The organism is Vibrio sp. 1457 (assembly GCF_033340195.1).
Lineage (GTDB): Bacteria > Pseudomonadota > Gammaproteobacteria > Enterobacterales > Vibrionaceae > Vibrio > Vibrio alginolyticus.
The window spans coordinates 113,739-131,715 of sequence record NZ_JAWOWA010000010.1; the positions used below are offsets into that span (position 1 = coordinate 113,739).

The following is a 17,977-nucleotide window of genomic DNA, read 5'->3' on the forward strand; positions in this document are numbered from 1 at the left end:
TTACAAGCCATCGTTTGACCTATGCATCATATTTAAAACGCAAAATACGCTCAAACTTTGACAAGTTATTAAACATACAATTAACATTACATTTACATCATCGTTGTATTTCGCGTATTAACAATTGGTGTAAGTACCACACAACAATTACAAGGACTTCGGTCCAGCATTATGACACCCTAGGAGGGTCAAGGATGAACAAGAAGCACTGCTCTCTGCTTACAATTTCAATATTGTTTGCGTGTAATGCCCACTCAGCGGGCTTCCAGGTAGCTGAACATTCGGCATCTGGTCTTGGTCGAGCATTTTCAGGTGAAGGGGCTGTCGCAGATAATGCCAGCGTCCTTGCTCGTAACCCTGCAGCAATGACACTTTTCAAAGAAGCTCAATTTTCGGGCGCGTTATCTATCATCGACCCTGAAGTCGATGTGTACGACACTGTAAACAATGAACACGCGAAAGATGTCGCTCCTTTACAGATCGTGCCAGCAGGTTATTACATCAGCCCTATCAATGATAACTGGGCTTGGGGTATCGGTATGTTCACAACATACGGTGTTGCTACCGACTATCCAAATGATATTTCCGCAGGTGATATGGCGGGTGACACTTCCCTACTTTCAGTAAACATCAACCCTAATGTCGCTTACCGTATCAACGAGTCTTTCAGTGTCGGTGGTGGTATCAACCTCGTATACGCTGAAGCAGAGCTGACTCGTCACAAAGGCGCACTCGCCGGTATTTTAGGTGGTAATAAGTCCGATAACCTTGTCGGCATGGAAGGTGAAACTTTCGCTTGGGGTTGGAATGTCGGCGCTTTATTTGAGCTAAATGAAAACAACCGTTTTGGCTTTGGCTACCGCTCTAAGGTTGATCTAGATTTTGATGACGGTGAGTTTAGTAGTTACGACTCTGGTCGAGCTTCATCACCAAAAGTGGATGGCCGTTTAAAAATCTCTCTTCCTTCAATTATCGAATTATCGGCTTTCCATCAATTGAATGAACAATGGGCTGTACATTACGGCTGGCAACAAACCGACTGGAGCACATTTAAAGAACTAAAAGCGACCAGTAACGAATGTAATGACGGAGTATGTTTCTTTAAACCTGAGAAATATGAAGACAACAATCGCTACTCCATTGGTGCAACTTACATACTTAATACAGACTGGACATTCCGTGCAGGCTTTGCGTACGACGAACAAGCAGGTGAAGCGACATTGAGTATCCCTGACAGTGACCGTTTTTGGTACAGCGCGGGCCTAACTTACGCAATGAGTGAGAATTTAACTTTCGATGCAGGCTTTGCACTTGTTAAGAGTAAATCAGGCTCTTTCACTGAGACAAATGCTCTGGGTGAAGAGATTAAGTTTGACTCAGAAGGTACTGCTTACATCAGCGCGGTACAGATGAACTACACCTTCAAATAATGGGATTACGGAGTAAACCAATGAAACACACGTTTAAATTATCAATGCTTTGTTCTGCAATCCTTCTTGCTGGTTGTGGTGATGATACCTCCAGCTCTGGTACTTCCGACAAAGTTCAATTTGAAGATGAAGTCCAAGCATTGCTTGATCGCGAAACATCCATCAGTTTTACGCTTCAAGGAGCGAACGCAGATGTACCGGCACCGTCTTACTTATTAATGGACACAAGCGATGGTACGCTTGGTCTGCCAACTGATGGCGATGATGCTTTAACCAACCCTAGAGCCTCGATGAATACGATGGATGGATGGTCAACGTCTATGCCAATCGTTCTGAACTTTAAAGGCGATGGTTTTGCAACGGGCATGTTGCCGTCTGGTGTTAAAGTCATCAAGATTAACCAACGCTTAACCGAGTGGGACGGTAAATCTAACCCAATCGAAGAGGTACTCGTTCAGAATCAGGACTACGTAGTTCAAGCAAAAGGTAACTCTCTATACGTCCAGTTCTTGGCTGCACTTGATGAGTCAAGCGAGTACATTTTTGCGGTTACACAAGATGTTACTGACGTGAATGGTGAGCCAATTGGTACATCAGCAAGTTATGCGACTGGTAAATCGAAAGAAATCGTTTATGAAACTGGCGACCTTGCTTCTGTTCAAGCAGTCACTCAGGCGGTTGAAGGCATTTTTGGTATCGCCAAAGTAAACCCTAACGACATCGTTTACTCCTCATGGTTCAGTACCCAGTCTGTAGGTGATACGTTAGCGGCAGTCAAAGGAGTAACCGCTACTGGTTTTTCTACCGGCGCAAACACACTAAATACCGTTTACAAAAATGACTCAAACGAAGGTTCAGTTGACTTATCAACGGCCTACACAATAACGCTCGGTGAAACCCAAGACTTTAGCACTGCGCTAGACTCTGACGATGACTTTAGTAAATACATTAGCGATCAAGACGCAGCTAAAACGGCAATTAAAGGCCTTTACATGCAATCAGGTGCCGATGTAAGCGTGACACAAGGTGTGGTAAGACTGCCTCATTACCTGGAAAAAGGCGCAAGCTGGAACATGCAACCAATGGTATCTGCGATGCCAAGCCTAGCGAAGCTAAGCGCAGCATTAGCGGATCCGAACGAGCAAGCAAACATGGTTCAGCAGCTATCAACAGGCGTTTTTGCAAATGATCCTGTTGATGTGACAAAGCTTGCTACAGATCCTACAGAGCAGCTAAAACTTGTTGGAGCTAAGCTTACTCTTACCGATGGTACCCAACTTGATAGTGAGCGTATCATAACTCGCTACTCGCCTGTTCCCGTAGTGAAATCGGTTGAAGATGTCGAAGTACTGGTCTTCACACCTAAATCTGGCGTCGCGACAGACGTTGTGATTTATCAACACGGCATCACCTCAGCGAAAGAGAATGCGTACGCGTTCGCGTTCAATATGGTAAAAGCAGGTGTGGCAGTTATCGCTATTGACTTACCTATTCATGGTACGCGCAGCTTAGATGAACAACGTTCCGCAAATGCGAATGTACTGGCTTATCTAAATCTTTCCAACTTAGCCGTTGCGCGTGACAACCTACGTCAAAGTGTTCTGGATGTGTTAGGTTTGCGCGCTAGCTTGGTAGTATCTGCTCAAGGCGGTCTTTTAGCTGGAGGTCCTCTGCAAGGCTTCAACCCAATGACGGGTTCAAAGGTCAAAATGCTAGGTCATTCACTTGGCGGTATTGTAGCTACATCTGCCGTCGCAGCAGCAAACAATACATTGGGCAGCCCTACTGCCGATGCGCTGTACACCTTTAGTTCTGCATCAGTACAGAACTCTGGTGGACAAATTGGTAATTTGTTACTGGGTTCAGACAATTACGGCCCTCAGATCAAACATAACCTCGCTTATGCAGCATCAAAAGACTATGCGACTTACGCTGATGCATCATGTGCGGATCTAGAAGATAAAACATGTTACGAAGCATTTGAGGCTGCGGCAACGGAAGCTCAAGTAGCAGCGCTAGAAGCAGGTTTCTCACAATTTATCTATGCAGCACAGACTACACTAGACACTGTCGATCCGTTCACAAACGCTTCAGATTTAGTGGCATCTGGTTCGCTAACGACACCATTCTTTATGACAGAAGTGGATGGCGATAGCACAGTACCAAACAGCGTTCCAAATGCACCATTCGCGGGTACTGAACCGCTTGCTAATAAGCTAGGGTTGAAGACTGTGAACAGTACGGACACTACTGTGAATGCAACTGCGAGCTTTGTACAGTTTAATGCTACTGCATCGCACAGTACTTTTGCTTCGCCAAATGGCACTCTGTCTGATATTGATCATCATGTAGAGATGCAGATGGAAAACACTGACTTCTTAATGGATGACACACTAACAGGTGTCACTAACACTTCTGTTTTGAAGTAATCGCAACACCCTTCCTACCAAAGCCCAGTTTCTACTGGGCTTTTTCATTTCAATTCTATTCAAACCCACTCATATTTCCTCTGCTATAGTTAAATCGATGTCTTTGCCTAACTCACTTGTTTAAAAGGAAAACTCTATGCGCGTATTGACTGTTATTGCCACTGTATTACTTCTTTCTGCATGCGGAAGTAGCCAATATCTGATGTCGACAAATGAAGGGAAAATTATTACCTCTTACGGTAAACCAGACCTGAACGAGGAAACGGGTATGTACGAGTATGAAGACATGGATGGTAAAGAAATGAGTATTTCAAAAGAGCAAATTGTCCAGATTGTCGAACGTTAACGACAGGCCCTCTGTAAATTAGAGGGCTATGTTCTAGCCACCCTCTCTCTACATTTACCTCTTTTAGGCTTGTAATCGTTGTAGAAATTGACACAACTAATTCATAAGCCAAAACAATTAATAGTGTCTTTTATACTTCCGTATTATTTATTTAGCGAATATTTTACATCTTCACCTTAATCAGGTTGGAGTATTGTAAAATCTAGTCTTTAATTCGCTAACACCCTTTTATTTCTCAGGATAAAGTGGATAATACCGCCACAAAATAACATTACTAAGGTGAGTCCTTATGTCTATTGAAGCTACTCTGCTTGCGCGCTGCGAGTCAAAATGTGAACTGTGTTCTTCTGAATCTCAACTAACTGCATACGCTGTCCCACCTCACGGTAATGTGACGGTTGATACTGCCATCATGGTTTGTGATAAGTGTCTGGGTGAGATCGATGAGCCAAAAGACATTAACCACTGGCGTTGTCTAAACGAAAGCATGTGGAGCCAGGTTCCTGCTGTACAAGTGACTGCATGGCGCCAACTCACTCGCCTAAACACAGAAAGCTGGGCTCAAGATGCTCTTGACATGATGTACATGGAAGAAGAGCAAATGAACTGGGCAATGAAAGGGATGTCTGCTGACGATAAAACGGTTGACTGTAACGGCACTGAACTTAAGAAAGGTGACGATGTAACAGTAATTAAAGACCTACCAGTAAAAGGCACTAACCAAGTAATCAAACAAGGTACAGTGATTCGTGGTATTAGCCTTGGCGATGATCCAAAGCTAGTTTCGGGTAAGGCAAATGGTGGTCAGTCGATGTACGTGATCGCAGAATACTGCCGCAAGAAGTAATATCGCACTTCAGTCATGTCAAAACGGGGCACCAATGGTGCCCCGTTTTTCTATACAACACTTAATCTACTCTCATGTCTACCTCCTCTAGAGTGTTTCTTTTCTAGGGCGTAGGTTGAGTAGGCATGTTTTACAAATAAAAAAATACCGGCTCATAGGCCGGTATTTCTTACACTATTTCAATATTAACGGTACATACCGATGTCTTTTTGAATATGTGCTGACAAGTCTTCTGCGTAGTAACTGCGTGGCGCAGTGTTATCTACAAATAGAATGTCCAGTAAGTGAGCAATCAGTCCTTTGAAGTTAACCGCGTAGGTTTTCTTATCCATAGAGGTTGGTAAAGCTACATTTGTCATTTGCATTGCTTGTGCCATGATTGCCTCTCTTTAAAAGCAGTAGTCTGTTTAGTTGGTTGTATATTAGTCAGTTTCTTATTGTTTAAGAAATGACAAATTTTACCCATTCAAATTAGAATTTCTAATAAAACAAACTCATTACAAAACTCAAAAATACAAATGAATAATAACGGCATAAATAATCACAATTGCTGTAATTACATTGAATAACTGAACATTACCTGCATAATCGCCCCTTGAGCAACAACATATATTTAACAATATTTTTCGTTATTTCTTTTGATTTTAGTGCTTACTTTATATTTTTTGATTAGTAATATTAACGCTAGTTTGACGCTTCGCTTTATTTTTTAGGAGTGATGCCACCACTGCCGATGTCATCACAACAACTAAAAATGTGAGAGACCATGCTGTCGGAATCTCATATTCTGTTCCAACCAATAGCATTTTCACCCCGATAAACATCATGATTACTGATAATGCTGGTTTTAAGTACACAAACTTATCTAACATTGCTTGAAGAACAAAGTACAGCGATCGCAAACCCAATAATGCAAATACGTTCGCGGCTAAGACTAAAAATGGCTCTCGCGTTACCGCGAATATAGCTGGTATAGAATCCAACGCAAACATAACGTCCATTACTGCAATGACACCAACAACGATCAGCATCGGTGTTGCCACCCACTTACCAGCTTGCTTTAAGATTAAGTGATTTCCTTGGTAGTCATCTGTAACTGGCAATACCTTTCGAATCAACTGCTCCGGATATGGATTAACTTCTTCTGCTTCGCCTTTGTCGCGAGCTAGCTTAACACCCGTCCAAATAAGGAAAGCAGCAAATAAGTACAATACCCAGTGATACTGTGCAAGTAACTGAGCACCAACCGCAATCATGACAGCGCGTAAAACTAGCGCACCTATCACCCCCCAAAGCAATGCTCTCGGGCGCAAGTGCTCCGGCACACTGTATTGTGCAAAGATGATGGCAAACACAAACAAGTTATCAACGCTTAACGACTTCTCTAGTAAGTAACCAGTTAAGAATGAAATCGTTGCTTTGTCGTTCGTATAAGCGCTATGTGGCGCGTAAAAGTCCCAGAATAAATAAATAGAACCAGCAAAAACAAAGGCAAGCAAGAACCAAAAAACACTCCAAACGATGGCTTTTTTCATCGTGATAACGCCACCACGTGTTTGATAGATATCAAGAGTAACAAGAACAAGGGTAAATAAACCAAAAGCACCATACATCGCTAATGATTCTTGAAGAGGCACCGATTGGCTCAATTGGGTGGTATTTTCGATAAGAGACATATTTCCTCCCATGGCGGAAGGACTTCGTTTGGTGACCTTCCGCAGACAATAACAACCAACAGCCACATAACGATTATGTGCTGTTAGTCAATGAATGCGTTGGTCTCGTTGAAGTGTTGACGTGAATGAACCACGTAACACCTTTACTTACCGGATAAGCTGATGCTTAACGAGATGACGATAAGTAAACTTGCGCTAACTACTCCCCAAACGCCGACATAATAACGCCGAGCGTCAGGCTTTCCAACAAAAAAACCTTGTCTTATCGAAATAAAATTCTTATCAAAAATCAGGAAGCACTATAAAAAGAAAGAAATGGATTCAACCACCGCAACTATAGTAAACAGACAAAAAGCAGCAAATGGCTCAAGACAAACTCTTCATTGGTTAGAGGCCTAGCGGGGAAGATAGATACAAAAAAGGAGCATTACTGCTCCCTTTTGTAGCATCCACATTCTTAGCAATTCAAAAGCCGCTTAGAGGCACAAAGTAGACCAGTGTTGACCAAATTGCGATCCAGGCAACCACGACTACCGTATCTGCCCAATCTTTATTCCACATACTGCCATCCTCATCAACCCATGTAGTAAGTGGAGAGCAGCAAAATGAATACCAGTATCTATTATCGACGTCGCTTTGTGTAAAGTTTGTGACTTTGATTCAAACAGTTTGGCTCATCGGTCAGGAGTTCAATAAAACAATCAGCCATGGACAAACTGGTCACACGCCCTTCTCCTTTCATCTCCTGCAATGCGTCGTACCCCTCTTTCCCTTTCATCGTATAGGCAGAAGAAGTCCCTCGATACCAAACATCATCTTGAACACCTACCCATTGTTTACCATCAAAAATCACTAATGATTGAACTCTTTCGCCTTTTGGGGCATCTGCGTGGTACTCGAAGTTTAAATTGTAAGTGTACGGATAACTGCCAGATCCAGTGCCTTCTACGCCATTGTTGAGTGCATTATTTATCGCGCCTTCAAGTGCACGGCGAATAGCGCTGCCTTTTACATCGTAAAAGCCGATAGGAACGGCAAAAGGCAACAGCCGTCCGGCAATGTCTGCCACTGTAATGTTGCCAGGGTTCAAAGAGGTTCGCACGCCACCCGCATTATGAATTGCAAATTGAACGTCATATCCACGTTTGTTTAAACAGTGCAGAAATGATCGGGCAACGGAGGAAGCCAACTCACTCTCACCAAATTCATCGGGAATTCTCACATGACGCTTTTTGGTGTCAACACTAGCAATGACTTGTGACTGTAACTGCCTGACCTGAGGAATATATTTATCGCTCAGGATCGCTTGAGTTTCCGGGTGTTTCTTACAAACCACGACATTCGGTTGACCATGGATGAAGTCGCACGCGGTTTCGAATACACCTTGGTCGAGCTGTTGGTTTAGCGTCGAGTCCCAAAAAATACGTCGACCAAGCAACAGTTCATTTTGTCCACTCAACATCGTTGCTTTACCGTGTTCATCAAACTCAATGACGCAGTGCCCCATTGTCAAAGCATGGAAACCCGCTTGCACCACATAGGTATCATTAATTTTGATACCGTAGGGATCGTCTTGTCCTAACCCTATTGATGAAAAATCACCTTGCAACCGGTGGCTGTGTCCACCAACAATTATACCAATACCTGCGACTTGCTCAGCTAACTCTAAATCACCTTCATAACCTAAGTGGCTCAGAAGAATAATATTTTTTATACCTGATGAATGGATTTGTTTTACGGTCGCCTTGGCGGTTTCAATTGCTGAGTGAAAAGGCGTGTCTGCATCAGGGTTTGCGATGTCGCTCATTTTATCTATGGATAATCCGAAAATCGCGACCCGCTCACCATGGAATTCTTTAACAATGTATTGAGCGCTCTGTGTATCCGGTTGGTAACTATATACATCCTTGCAATCACTGATACGGTGAGGTTTTTTAAGTGATTCATTGGATAAATCCCAGTTGCCAGCAAGCAATGGGAACTGAGTACGTTGGCAAAACAATGCAACTGGCTCATTCCCCATATCTAATTCATGGTTACCTAACGCCATTGCATCAATCTTTAATGCGTTCAATAAGTCGGCATTGGCTTTGCCTTTAAATAATGAGAAATACAGCGTACCTTGGAAGCAATCTCCGGCATGGAGGAACAACATCCCATGACCTTGGCGCTGAGCATCATCTCTTAACTGCTCGACTCGGGTTGCGATACGAGAAAAGCCGCCAGCACTGACATAGGGCTCTAGCGTGAGTTCATTGTTTATCTTAAGCTTTAACTGTAATGACGTTGGTTCAAAGTAGGAATGTGTGTCATTGATGTGTGCCAGTTTGATTCTCACTGGCTTATGATTGTTATTCATCTTCATCTTCTCTTTTTTCATTCCTTATAATAATAAGAAGTGAATCATGACAGAATCATGAATTTTATGAAACTGCGATTTAGGATTTCATGTTTAAGTGATCACGATGCTGTCCCCCGGCTTTGAAAGCAAGCCTCGCTTGTAACGGTCTCTATTCAGTAAGAGGCTCTCGTAATTTTGTGAACTGAGCTTAACTCAAAAATTTCGAATTCATATATGCTTAGGAGTAGCAAAATAACTCTCGATAATTCAAATAATTGCAAGGAGGATTGAGATGAGACTAGAACGCATCGAAATCTCCGGGTTTAGAGGCATCAAACGCCTTTCACTCTCTTTTGACGAACTCACCACGCTTATCGGTGAAAACACGTGGGGCAAATCATCATTACTCGATGCCCTTTCCATCGCATTACCTGCCAATGGCTCATTGTATCAATTCAAACTGAAAGATTTTCACGTTGACTACTCAATTTCTCATCCACAAACACAACACTTACAGATCATTGTTTGTTTTAAAGCACAGGATAAAAACGAAGTAAAAGCGGGACGCTACAGACGCATAAAGCCTACATGGTGCACCAACGAAGATGGTGAGCAAGTCATTTACTATCGTATTAGTGCGTCTCGCGATGAGCACGGCATTAATACAGAGTACGCGTTTTTGGATCATAACGGCAAACCCAAAAAACTTCACCACTCAGAGAAACTCGCTATTGAGTTAATGACACTTCACCCTGTAATCCGACTACGCGACTCCCGACGCTTCCCAGATTTAAACCATGTCAACGGCGATGGTAAAAATGCTCGGATTGAAAAACGAATCAACAACACCTGTCGACGCTTATTGGCTATGCCTGGCCATGTGAATAAAGGTGAGATTCGTAGTAGCCTCGACTCAATGCAAACGCTTGTTGAACACTATTTTGCATTCAGAAGTGTCAGTAAAGGTAACCCACGCAAACCTCGTGATGGTCTTTTCTATACAAGCCCTTCCTCTGATAAAGGTTTGAGTCAGTTCTTGAAAGAAACCAATGACAAACAAAGCCGCTTGCTCTTAATGGGGTTACTCAATGCCTATCTTCAAGCTAAAGGCCCCACCGATTTAAGGCGCTGTGCGAGACCAATACTGATCATTGAAGATCCAGAAGGTCGACTGCATCCAACTCATCTAGCGAGAGCGTGGTCCTTATTGCAATTGTTGCCAATGCAAAAGATATTAACCACCAACAGTGGCACGTTACTCGGTTCTGTTCCACTGTATTCAATTCGACGTTTAATTCGGCTATCAGACAGAACCATCGCTAAGAGTTTAAACTCAACAAAGTTTGGTCGAGACGAGTTGCGCCGAATTGGTTTCCATATTCGTTTTCATCGTTCAGGAGCATTATTTGCGCGGTGCTGGTTACTTGTTGAAGGCGAAACCGAAGTTTGGCTTTTTCATGAACTGGCTCGTCAATGCGGGTATGACTTGGCTGCCGAAGGGGTTCAAATCGTTGAGTTTGCTCAATCAGGTCTAAAATCACTCATCAAAGTAGCAAAAGAGTTTGGTATTGATTGGCATGTCGTTACCGATGGCGACCCAGCAGGGAAAAAGTACGCGCATGCAGTACGAGCACAGCTCGACCATGATCAGGAAAGGCATCGACTTACGGAATTACCCGACCGAGACATCGAGCACTTTCTGTACAACAATGGGTTTGAACTTTTCTTTAAGGACATCATCAAAGTTCCTCATGACCACCCTATCCCTGCTAAAAAAGTCGTAAATCGTGTTTTGAAAAAACATGCAAAACCGGACTTAGCTTTGGCTATTGTTTCTCATTGTGAAGAGAAAGGCATGGAGTGTATTCCTGTTCTTCTGCGCTGGACACTTAAACGCGTTGTTACCATGGCCAACGGCAATACATGAGTTAGGCGTATTTTGCACTCAGCGTATTGTCTTGTAATACAAAAAAAGCACACCAATTTGGTGTGCTTGTATCAAACATCATTAATTTTGATTAAGGGTATTGAGAGGGATAAAACTCAATACACAGTGGATACCAATAAGATCGGGGGTTCACTACTGTGCTTGCTCAGCAAGCGAAGATGAAGTAGCGGTTGATTTCGTATGCAACCATAGCCCTGTCGCTTTCATTAGATAGCCAAACACACCACCTAGCAACAACGATGGAATAACAAGTTGCCAGTTTCCATCAGCCGCAAATGTTGCGCATGAACCAATAAAAGTACCAGGGATGTACGCGAGCCAAGCCTGTTTAGCTTGAATACACATGAAGAATGCCACAATAGCGGTAATCACATAGCCAATAATTTCCAACCCAACGTAAGTGGAACCGTGAATAATTACCATTGCCCAGAATACGCCTGTCATATTGGTGATTAAGCTGATGCCTAGTCCTTTCAATCCGCTCGTTGGCGCTGCAAAGTAGCTCGTGCAACCTAAAAAACCAGCCCAAGAAAGCAAACCTAAAGAGATGGCGATCCAACCCCATACGCCAGATAAAATTCCAGTAGTAATAGAAATAGCTAAAAGTGTCGTCATGGTAGTCATACCTACTCGGCTATTATCGTACCTATATGGTTCAATAACTGCCTTCATACATTGAAATCAAGGACACATGTTAGATACATCAGCTCAGCTTATCGGTGATATTGATCACAATAAGATATTATTATTTTCACAATTTACATTAAAAGTTTGACGCAACCGATAAATCAACAGATTTAGGGAATAAACCAACTCATCTCGTAGGCATATTTAATCAACCTTTAAAGAACTGAAGGCTTCCCTTTCATCATTCGCAGCCCCTCTCTTTTAATGCAGTCGACTAATGGGTTTTCTGCCATATCTGAACGCCATATAAATGAAAGCGTCCTTTCCATTTTTAACTCAGGTACATTTAATGCCACAAGGTGACCTGCTTCTATATATCGCTCTACATCTAAATACGGTAAGCAAGTAAGGTACTGACCATTAGCAACTAAACTACGTAACACCGGAACGTGTTCGTACTCGCGCCACACATCCAAATCTTCAATAAGGTGGTGAATAGAACTATCAAATGTTTTTCGTGTGCCAGAGCCATGCTCTCTTAGTACCCACTTCGCTTGCTCTAACTGCGCAAGGCTAACAGACTGATTACGCGCAAAAGGATGATGAGAAGCTGCGACAACAGTAAGATGATCACGACACCATACTTCTTGGTGTAAACGGTTATCATCACAGCGCCCTTCAATAATCCCTAAGTCATACTTGTAATCTAATACCCCATCAATCACCCCTTTTGTACTTTGTACACCGAGAGAAATACGCATTTCTGGAAAGTCATTATCAATGATACTGATAAGGTCGGGAACTAAGTGCTCTGCTGGGGTTTGACTCGCTCCCATACGAATCTCACCACTCAATAAATGTTGCTCATAGAAGCCCATTTCAATCTGCAATGCATCTTGTAGCAAGCGTTTTGCTTTTGGTCGTAACCACATCCCCCAATGGGTTAACGCCATTTGCTTGCCTTGCCTCTCAAACAACGGCCTGCCAAGCATCTTCTCTAATTGCGCAAGCGACATGCTCGTCGCTGATTGTGTCAAAGCCAATTTTTCTGCGGCTTGGCTTACACTGCCGGTATCTGCAACTGCGTCGAAAACCGCTAATTGCTTAAGTGAGTAGCGCAAAGTGTCCTCCATTATTAGTGGGTATTTCCCAATTCCCACAATTGTTAAAGCATGCCCCAATAAGCAATAGAGTTCATTTTACCTAGCCCCGTAAAGTTATCAATTAATTTGATGAGGTTTCTAAATATTATCAATTTTACCTTACTAACCGCTCTCCCTATTCTGAGTACGCGGTTCGGGAACACCGCAAGCCTCAATGGTTTTGAAACCGAAGTCATTGAGGCTCTTAATAAAAACAACAATTTCATTTTTGAGTTAATAACCAAGGATTTTTTATGCGATTACAAATTAAGGAGTCAATATGGCGGTGACCAGTTCTCAAAATCACCAGTATTTTTCTCCAAAAGAGATGATGGTTGAAGCGGAAAAATTTGCGTTAAGTAAGGCAAACAAAACCAGCAGTATGACATTAAGCCTCGCCATTATGGCCGGCGCGTTCATCGGGTTAGCATTCTTGTTTTACATCACGGTGACCACCGGTAGTACGGGCGCTGGTTGGGGCTTGAGCCGCCTAGCTGGTGGACTCGCATTTAGCATGGGATTGATCCTCATAGTGATCTGCGGTGGTGAATTATTTACCAGCTCCGTCCTATCCAGTATTTCTTGGGCCAATAAGCAAATATCGTTCGGTAAGATGCTTTCGATCTGGGGCAAAGTTTACGTTGGTAACTTTATTGGTGCGATGTTCCTACTTGCGCTGGTTACTGCTGCTGGTCTTTATCAGATGGATGGCGGTCAATGGGGATTAAATGCGCTTAACATCGCACAACACAAACTTCACCACACTCTCATTCAAGCGTTTGCACTCGGTATTCTCTGTAACCTGTTGGTCTGCCTAGCGATTTGGCTGACATTTAGTTCTGCAAATGCAATGACAAAAGCAGCAATGACAATTTTGCCTGTGGCAATGTTTGTCAGCAGCGGTTTTGAGCACTGTGTTGCGAACATGTTTATGGTTCCACTTGGTATTGTTATCGCGAATTTTGCACCTGAATCTTTTTGGGCATCTGTCGGTGTGCCCGCGTCACAATACACAGACCTAAACATTAGCCACTTTATTACCGCTAACTTAATTCCTGTCACGCTTGGCAACATCGTCGGCGGAGCGGTATTAGTTGGCCTTTCAAACTGGTGTATTTTTCGCCGACCAGAACTAAAAGCAGCGAATATTTCTTCTATCACTACAACTACAACACTGTCGTCAGTTAAGGATTTCACCATGAAAAATGCCTCTTTTGTTAAAGACATTATGAACCCAAAACCAGTCACCATTCGTGCAGAAACGCCAATTGCAGCCGCGCTGGATGTGTTACTTGATAACAACGTAACTAGCGCACCTGTTGTAGACGTACAAAATCGATTAGTTGGCTTCTTCTCTGCTCACGATGTGATGGTAGAACTATGGTGTGAGGACTACATTCCGGTGAAAGACCAAAAAGTCGTCGACATCATGAGCAGAGATGTGGTCGCAATTGACGCTGATGATCGCCTCGTTGATGTTGTGGAATTCCTATGTATCGATAAAGAGCAGTTGTACCCAGCGAGCAGTATGGGTATTGCCACTCGCTTGACGTCTTTGTCTCTCGAAGAACGCGCTAAAAGTATCAAAGTAAGTAAGCCACAAGTGCTTCCTGTGCTTGAAAATGGGCAGATGGTCGGGGTGGTTACTCGTACTGAAGTATTAAAAGCACTACGCCCGATTTTTGGTGAGCGTTTAAACTTAGTGGAAAAAAGTGAGTTAGAAACAGCGTAATTCGCTAAACATTTACAACGTCTATTGGCTTTCAATCGCTATCACTGACTGGTTTATCGATGTTAGTGATGTGATTAAGATAATAAAAAAGCGCTCTTCAAGTGAAGAGCGCTTTTAGTGTATCTAAAAGGAACTAATTACTTCTTAATACCTTCGATATGAAGTTCCATATCGACGTAGCTTGAAGCACCCATTACTGGGATGTCAAAGTCAGCAAGCTCTAGGCGAGTGTTGCCAACAAAGCCAGCGCGCTCGCCGCCCCATGGGTCACTGCCAGCACCAACGAATTCAGCCTCAATAGTAATAGGCTTAGTAACACCGTGTAGCGTTAGATCACCAGTTACATCTAGTTTGCCATTGCCTTTATCAACCACTTTTGTGCTCGTAAAGGTTGCTTCACTGTATTTACCAGCATCGATGAAGTCACCACTACGAATGTGTTTGTCACGTTCAGCATGGTTTGAATCTAGGCTGGTTGTATCAACAACAACATTTACTTTTGAATCAGCAATGTTGTTTTCATCAAAAGAAAAGTCACCAGAAAATGTATTGAAACGACCTTTGATGAAACTGTAACCCAAGTGGCTAACTTTAAAGTTGATTGAAGCGTGAGCACCTTTGGTATCGATGACATAATCTGCAGCTTGCGCACCAAATGGCAGTGCCATAGCGATAGCTAATCCTGTAGCGAAAAGTGACTTTTTCATTTTGAAGCTCCTAACATTTTTCTTAATGTGTTGTCTTTATCGATAAAGTGGTGTTTTAGTGCAGCAATAGCATGTAAGCCTGCAATCAGGATGACTGCCCAAGCTGCATAGAAGTGAATCTCACCTGCAATATCTGATTGGCCTGGGAATAACTCTCCCGCTCCTGGCACGGTGAACCAATTAAACACTTCGATGCCGCGTCCATCAGACGTTGAAATGAGGTAACCTGAAACAAAGATGGTGATCAATAGTAGGTACATGACACCATGCGCTGCTTTAGCAGCAAGCACTTCGTAACGTTTGCCTTCTACCTTTGGTGACGCCGTCACATGTTTCCATACGATGCGTGCCAAAGTTAAAATAGCGAGTAAAATACCGACAGAGCGATGGTAATGCGGCGCAGTTCGATACCATTCGCTGTAATAGCTAAGGTCGACCATCCACAAACCCACTGCAAATAGACCAATAATGCACAGCGCTGATAACCAATGCATCACGCGTGCAGTAAGGTTGTAATTCTTTACCAGTGTATCCATCTCAAGTTCCTAGATATATTCCTAAGTTAATGCTGAGCAAGAAACACTACATTAACCTATTTACGTCATATGAAACAGATTATTTACCATCATTTACATCCAGCCAATGGTACCGTATCTATCAAGTTGTTCGAATTTTTTGAAGGAACTTTAAATCGTTTGTAAAACTGAAACTTACAGCTTAACTTCTTGTTCTATCTCATACAGCTCTTCGGAAACTTCTAACATTCTGCGTTCAACCAGTAACTTAGCATCTTCAACACCCTTGTTATAATAAATTGGCCCTAGTTTTTCTGTAATAAAATCAATTAGAAACTCACTATCGAACTGGCCAATTTCAACATCTAGCTCGTCTTGCATGTAATCTTGAATGGCGGTGGCCAACGCCTCTTTTTGTGCGCGTTCTAGCTTTATCATTTTTTCCCTTTCAAATTTTTGTTCAACTTCTGCTTCTTTCGTGTTGCTCTATTAAAGATTAGACACGGTCATTTGTGAGAAATTTGGTGTTTAGATCAAGAAGTTGCCGAAGTAAATTAGTCTATTCTCAAAAGACTATGCTAACCTTTTGCAGTTCGTTTTGTAATTATTAAGGGATATTCTTTGCTACTCGACCTAGTTATTCAAAGTGTTAATGATTTTCAAGACGACTGTCTTAAGCTGTGTGAAAAGCATTACCCTGCGGTGCATAACCAAGGCATGAGTGAGCATCATCTTGGTCTCGCTTTTTCAAGAAGGATGGAACATACTTTTCGTCACTTTGGATACAACTGCGTGATAAAGCCAATCGAAGTGTTGGATTCTCCAGACCTTCCCCATCACTATCGAATTTCATCCGACATTGGCACTGTCTGGGTTCTGAGTCACCATATGGTCAGTGCCGGAAAATCTTGCCGGGAAAACTTACTCTCATCAATTACGGAATGGCAGAGTGAATATGGTTATGCCTTACAGCCTAATGACCTACTCTTTTTGGTTTGCGATCATTGGATAAGTCGCAGCAAAACGAGCCGAGAATTGCTTCATTGGTGGATGGGTGAACTACCCGATCAGATCAACGAATACACAGAACAAGGAATCACACTGTACACCAGCGAGTCGCAACTCACGCAATCTTTGGACACTCGATTCGGTATTAGCCCTTGTTACATTAAGTTTGGGCATCCTTTACGGCGTTCGAACAAACAGCAGTTAGTCAGAAAATATTTGCAGTTGTATGCCGTACTGCAATGGTAGCATCAAATTGAAGTGCTGAGATTATCAATTATTTCATCAATTTGTTTGATATCACTCGACAAAGCTACCCATCCATTACCATCGTTCTTGCTTGAGTTAATGAGCACACTTAGATTCATTGCCAATGAAATAGAAAAATTAGCGCGATAACGCTGATGTTGAGACATTGATTTAGGTTGTGGTAACAATGATGAACATCTCGCAACTACTTAGTTGCATCCGGAAAGAAGCCGACGGGCAGTATATTGCGAAATACGCGAACTTCACTCTCCGCAGTGTCTTTCAACCCATATATAAGAACGATATTTCCATCGTTGGCCTTGAAGCACTGGTAAGAATTAGCAATGCCAATGGCACCATGGTTAGGCCAGATCAGTTTTTCCAATCCAAAGCGACTCCCACTCAAGATTTGCTCAATGTTGAACGCTTAAGTCGCCTAATCCATATCAAAAATTTCTCTCAGTCTCGCTTTCACACAAAACAATTGTTTCTCAATGTATTACCGGTAGCGGCAGAGATACTAGTCAAAGACATCACGTATAACCGACTGCTAAAACAAACCATTTATGAATCGCATTTGATGAATGAACAAATCGTCATGGAGTTACTTGAATTGAAGGTGGAGGATGAACTCTCTTTGTCTCAAGCTGCTCGGGAGTTAAGTCTTGAAGGATTTAAATTAGCGATTGACGATTATGGCGTCAATGCATCGACAACTGAGCGAGTGAGAAGCGTTTGCCCAGATATAATCAAGATGGATCGCTCTTTATTGCTAAGGTATGAAAACGGTGATTTTAAAGCGCTTAACGATGCATTATCACTCGCAAAAGCGTTATGCTCTAAAACCGTTATCGAAGGAATTGAAACCGAGCATCAACTTCGCTTAATGAAAAAGCTCGGTTTCGATATGTATCAAGGGTACCTACTTGCTATCCCCCAAACGTTAGACGTCTATGAAGAGGCAAAAACAGCCTGATTATGTA

Annotated in this window: 16 protein-coding genes; 8 read left to right on the top strand and 8 right to left on the bottom strand. The window is 42.6% G+C overall.

Annotation, left to right across the window (positions count from 1 at the left end; translation table 11 throughout):
- Positions 1–194 precede the first annotated feature (194 nt).
- From R7Z41_RS12755 to R7Z41_RS12770, 4 genes are all read left to right on the top strand, one after another.
- Positions 195–1,430, top strand: a complete 1,236-nt coding sequence (locus R7Z41_RS12755; protein WP_005376347.1) for an outer membrane protein transport protein — start codon at positions 195–197, stop codon at positions 1,428–1,430.
- A gap of 20 nt (positions 1,431–1,450) precedes the next feature.
- Complete coding sequence (locus R7Z41_RS12760) at positions 1,451–3,859, top strand: VolA/Pla-1 family phospholipase (RefSeq protein ID WP_225477835.1); 2,409 nt, start codon at positions 1,451–1,453, stop codon at positions 3,857–3,859.
- 136 nt (positions 3,860–3,995) lie between these two features.
- A complete protein-coding gene (locus R7Z41_RS12765) occupies positions 3,996–4,205 on the top strand; it encodes a YgdI/YgdR family lipoprotein (RefSeq protein ID WP_017634171.1) in 210 nt (69 codons plus the stop codon).
- A 289-nt stretch (positions 4,206–4,494) separates the two neighbouring features.
- On the top strand, positions 4,495–5,052 hold the full coding sequence (locus tag R7Z41_RS12770; RefSeq protein WP_005376350.1) for a PhnA domain-containing protein: 558 nt from the start codon (positions 4,495–4,497) through the stop codon (positions 5,050–5,052).
- A 185-nt stretch (positions 5,053–5,237) separates the two neighbouring features.
- Here R7Z41_RS12770 and R7Z41_RS12775 read toward each other — a convergent pair whose 3' ends face one another.
- From R7Z41_RS12775 to R7Z41_RS12785, 3 genes are all read right to left on the bottom strand, one after another.
- Positions 5,238–5,429 carry a hypothetical protein gene (locus R7Z41_RS12775; protein WP_005376351.1) on the bottom strand — a complete coding sequence of 64 codons (192 nt, stop codon included), beginning with the start codon at positions 5,427–5,429 and terminating at the stop codon, positions 5,238–5,240.
- Positions 5,430–5,708: 279 nt separating this feature from the next.
- A complete protein-coding gene (locus tag R7Z41_RS12780) occupies positions 5,709–6,728 on the bottom strand; it encodes a TerC/Alx family metal homeostasis membrane protein (protein ID WP_033907086.1) in 1,020 nt (339 codons plus the stop codon).
- 622 nt (positions 6,729–7,350) lie between these two features.
- Positions 7,351–9,093 (bottom strand): bifunctional metallophosphatase/5'-nucleotidase, encoded by a 1,743-nt coding sequence (locus R7Z41_RS12785; RefSeq protein ID WP_005376363.1) that lies wholly within the window; start codon positions 9,091–9,093, stop codon positions 7,351–7,353.
- A 268-nt stretch (positions 9,094–9,361) separates the two neighbouring features.
- Between R7Z41_RS12785 and R7Z41_RS12790 the strand changes: the two genes are divergently transcribed.
- Positions 9,362–10,996, top strand: coding sequence for an ATP-dependent endonuclease (locus R7Z41_RS12790; RefSeq protein WP_047103581.1), 1,635 nt, complete (start codon positions 9,362–9,364; stop codon positions 10,994–10,996).
- Positions 10,997–11,149: 153 nt separating this feature from the next.
- On the opposite strand, the gene R7Z41_RS12795 is transcribed toward R7Z41_RS12790, so the two are convergent.
- Together R7Z41_RS12795 and R7Z41_RS12800 are read right to left on the bottom strand one after the other, a co-directional pair.
- Positions 11,150–11,632, bottom strand: a complete 483-nt coding sequence (locus tag R7Z41_RS12795) for a DUF1097 domain-containing protein (protein WP_017634175.1) — start codon at positions 11,630–11,632, stop codon at positions 11,150–11,152.
- Between the two features lie 227 nt (positions 11,633–11,859).
- A complete protein-coding gene (locus R7Z41_RS12800; RefSeq protein WP_005376369.1) occupies positions 11,860–12,765 on the bottom strand; it encodes a LysR substrate-binding domain-containing protein in 906 nt (301 codons plus the stop codon).
- A 301-nt stretch (positions 12,766–13,066) separates the two neighbouring features.
- Between R7Z41_RS12800 and focA the strand changes: the two genes are divergently transcribed.
- A complete protein-coding gene (gene focA, locus R7Z41_RS12805; RefSeq protein WP_025767788.1) occupies positions 13,067–14,518 on the top strand; it encodes a formate transporter FocA in 1,452 nt (483 codons plus the stop codon).
- A gap of 137 nt (positions 14,519–14,655) precedes the next feature.
- On the opposite strand, the gene R7Z41_RS12810 is transcribed toward focA, so the two are convergent.
- The 3 genes from R7Z41_RS12810 to R7Z41_RS12820 all read right to left on the bottom strand — a co-directional run bounded on the left by R7Z41_RS12810 (position 14,656) and on the right by R7Z41_RS12820 (position 16,178).
- Positions 14,656–15,225 (bottom strand): YceI family protein, encoded by a 570-nt coding sequence (locus tag R7Z41_RS12810; RefSeq protein WP_017634178.1) that lies wholly within the window; start codon positions 15,223–15,225, stop codon positions 14,656–14,658.
- A complete protein-coding gene (locus R7Z41_RS12815; protein ID WP_025767789.1) occupies positions 15,222–15,761 on the bottom strand; it encodes a cytochrome b in 540 nt (179 codons plus the stop codon). Before R7Z41_RS12815 ends, R7Z41_RS12810 begins: the two co-directional genes overlap by 4 nt.
- Positions 15,762–15,935: 174 nt before the next feature.
- On the bottom strand, positions 15,936–16,178 hold the full coding sequence (locus tag R7Z41_RS12820; RefSeq protein ID WP_005390155.1) for a DUF2164 domain-containing protein: 243 nt from the start codon (positions 16,176–16,178) through the stop codon (positions 15,936–15,938).
- A 183-nt stretch (positions 16,179–16,361) separates the two neighbouring features.
- Between R7Z41_RS12820 and R7Z41_RS12825 the strand changes: the two genes are divergently transcribed.
- Together R7Z41_RS12825 and R7Z41_RS12830 are read left to right on the top strand one after the other, a co-directional pair.
- Entirely contained in the window at positions 16,362–16,994 is a 633-nt protein-coding gene (locus R7Z41_RS12825; protein WP_005376385.1) for a hypothetical protein, read from the top strand.
- 187 nt (positions 16,995–17,181) lie between these two features.
- A complete protein-coding gene (locus R7Z41_RS12830) occupies positions 17,182–17,970 on the top strand; it encodes an EAL domain-containing protein (protein ID WP_025767790.1) in 789 nt (262 codons plus the stop codon).
- Positions 17,971–17,977: the final 7 nt, after the last annotated feature.

Coding starts and splice junctions, on each gene's coding strand:
- R7Z41_RS12780 (WP_033907086.1), bottom strand. CDS start 6,728: ATGTCTCTTATCGAAAATACCACCCAATTGAGCCAATCGGTGCCTCTT.
- R7Z41_RS12765 (WP_017634171.1), top strand. CDS start 3,996: ATGCGCGTATTGACTGTTATTGCCACTGTATTACTTCTTTCTGCATGC.
- R7Z41_RS12815 (WP_025767789.1), bottom strand. CDS start 15,761: ATGGATACACTGGTAAAGAATTACAACCTTACTGCACGCGTGATGCAT.
- R7Z41_RS12795 (WP_017634175.1), bottom strand. CDS start 11,632: ATGACGACACTTTTAGCTATTTCTATTACTACTGGAATTTTATCTGGC.
- R7Z41_RS12820 (WP_005390155.1), bottom strand. CDS start 16,178: ATGATAAAGCTAGAACGCGCACAAAAAGAGGCGTTGGCCACCGCCATT.
- R7Z41_RS12785 (WP_005376363.1), bottom strand. CDS start 9,093: ATGAAGATGAATAACAATCATAAGCCAGTGAGAATCAAACTGGCACAC.
- focA (WP_025767788.1), top strand. CDS start 13,067: ATGGCGGTGACCAGTTCTCAAAATCACCAGTATTTTTCTCCAAAAGAG.
- R7Z41_RS12830 (WP_025767790.1), top strand. CDS start 17,182: ATGATGAACATCTCGCAACTACTTAGTTGCATCCGGAAAGAAGCCGAC.
- R7Z41_RS12775 (WP_005376351.1), bottom strand. CDS start 5,429: ATGGCACAAGCAATGCAAATGACAAATGTAGCTTTACCAACCTCTATG.
- R7Z41_RS12760 (WP_225477835.1), top strand. CDS start 1,451: ATGAAACACACGTTTAAATTATCAATGCTTTGTTCTGCAATCCTTCTT.
- R7Z41_RS12755 (WP_005376347.1), top strand. CDS start 195: ATGAACAAGAAGCACTGCTCTCTGCTTACAATTTCAATATTGTTTGCG.
- R7Z41_RS12790 (WP_047103581.1), top strand. CDS start 9,362: ATGAGACTAGAACGCATCGAAATCTCCGGGTTTAGAGGCATCAAACGC.
- R7Z41_RS12770 (WP_005376350.1), top strand. CDS start 4,495: ATGTCTATTGAAGCTACTCTGCTTGCGCGCTGCGAGTCAAAATGTGAA.
- R7Z41_RS12810 (WP_017634178.1), bottom strand. CDS start 15,225: ATGAAAAAGTCACTTTTCGCTACAGGATTAGCTATCGCTATGGCACTG.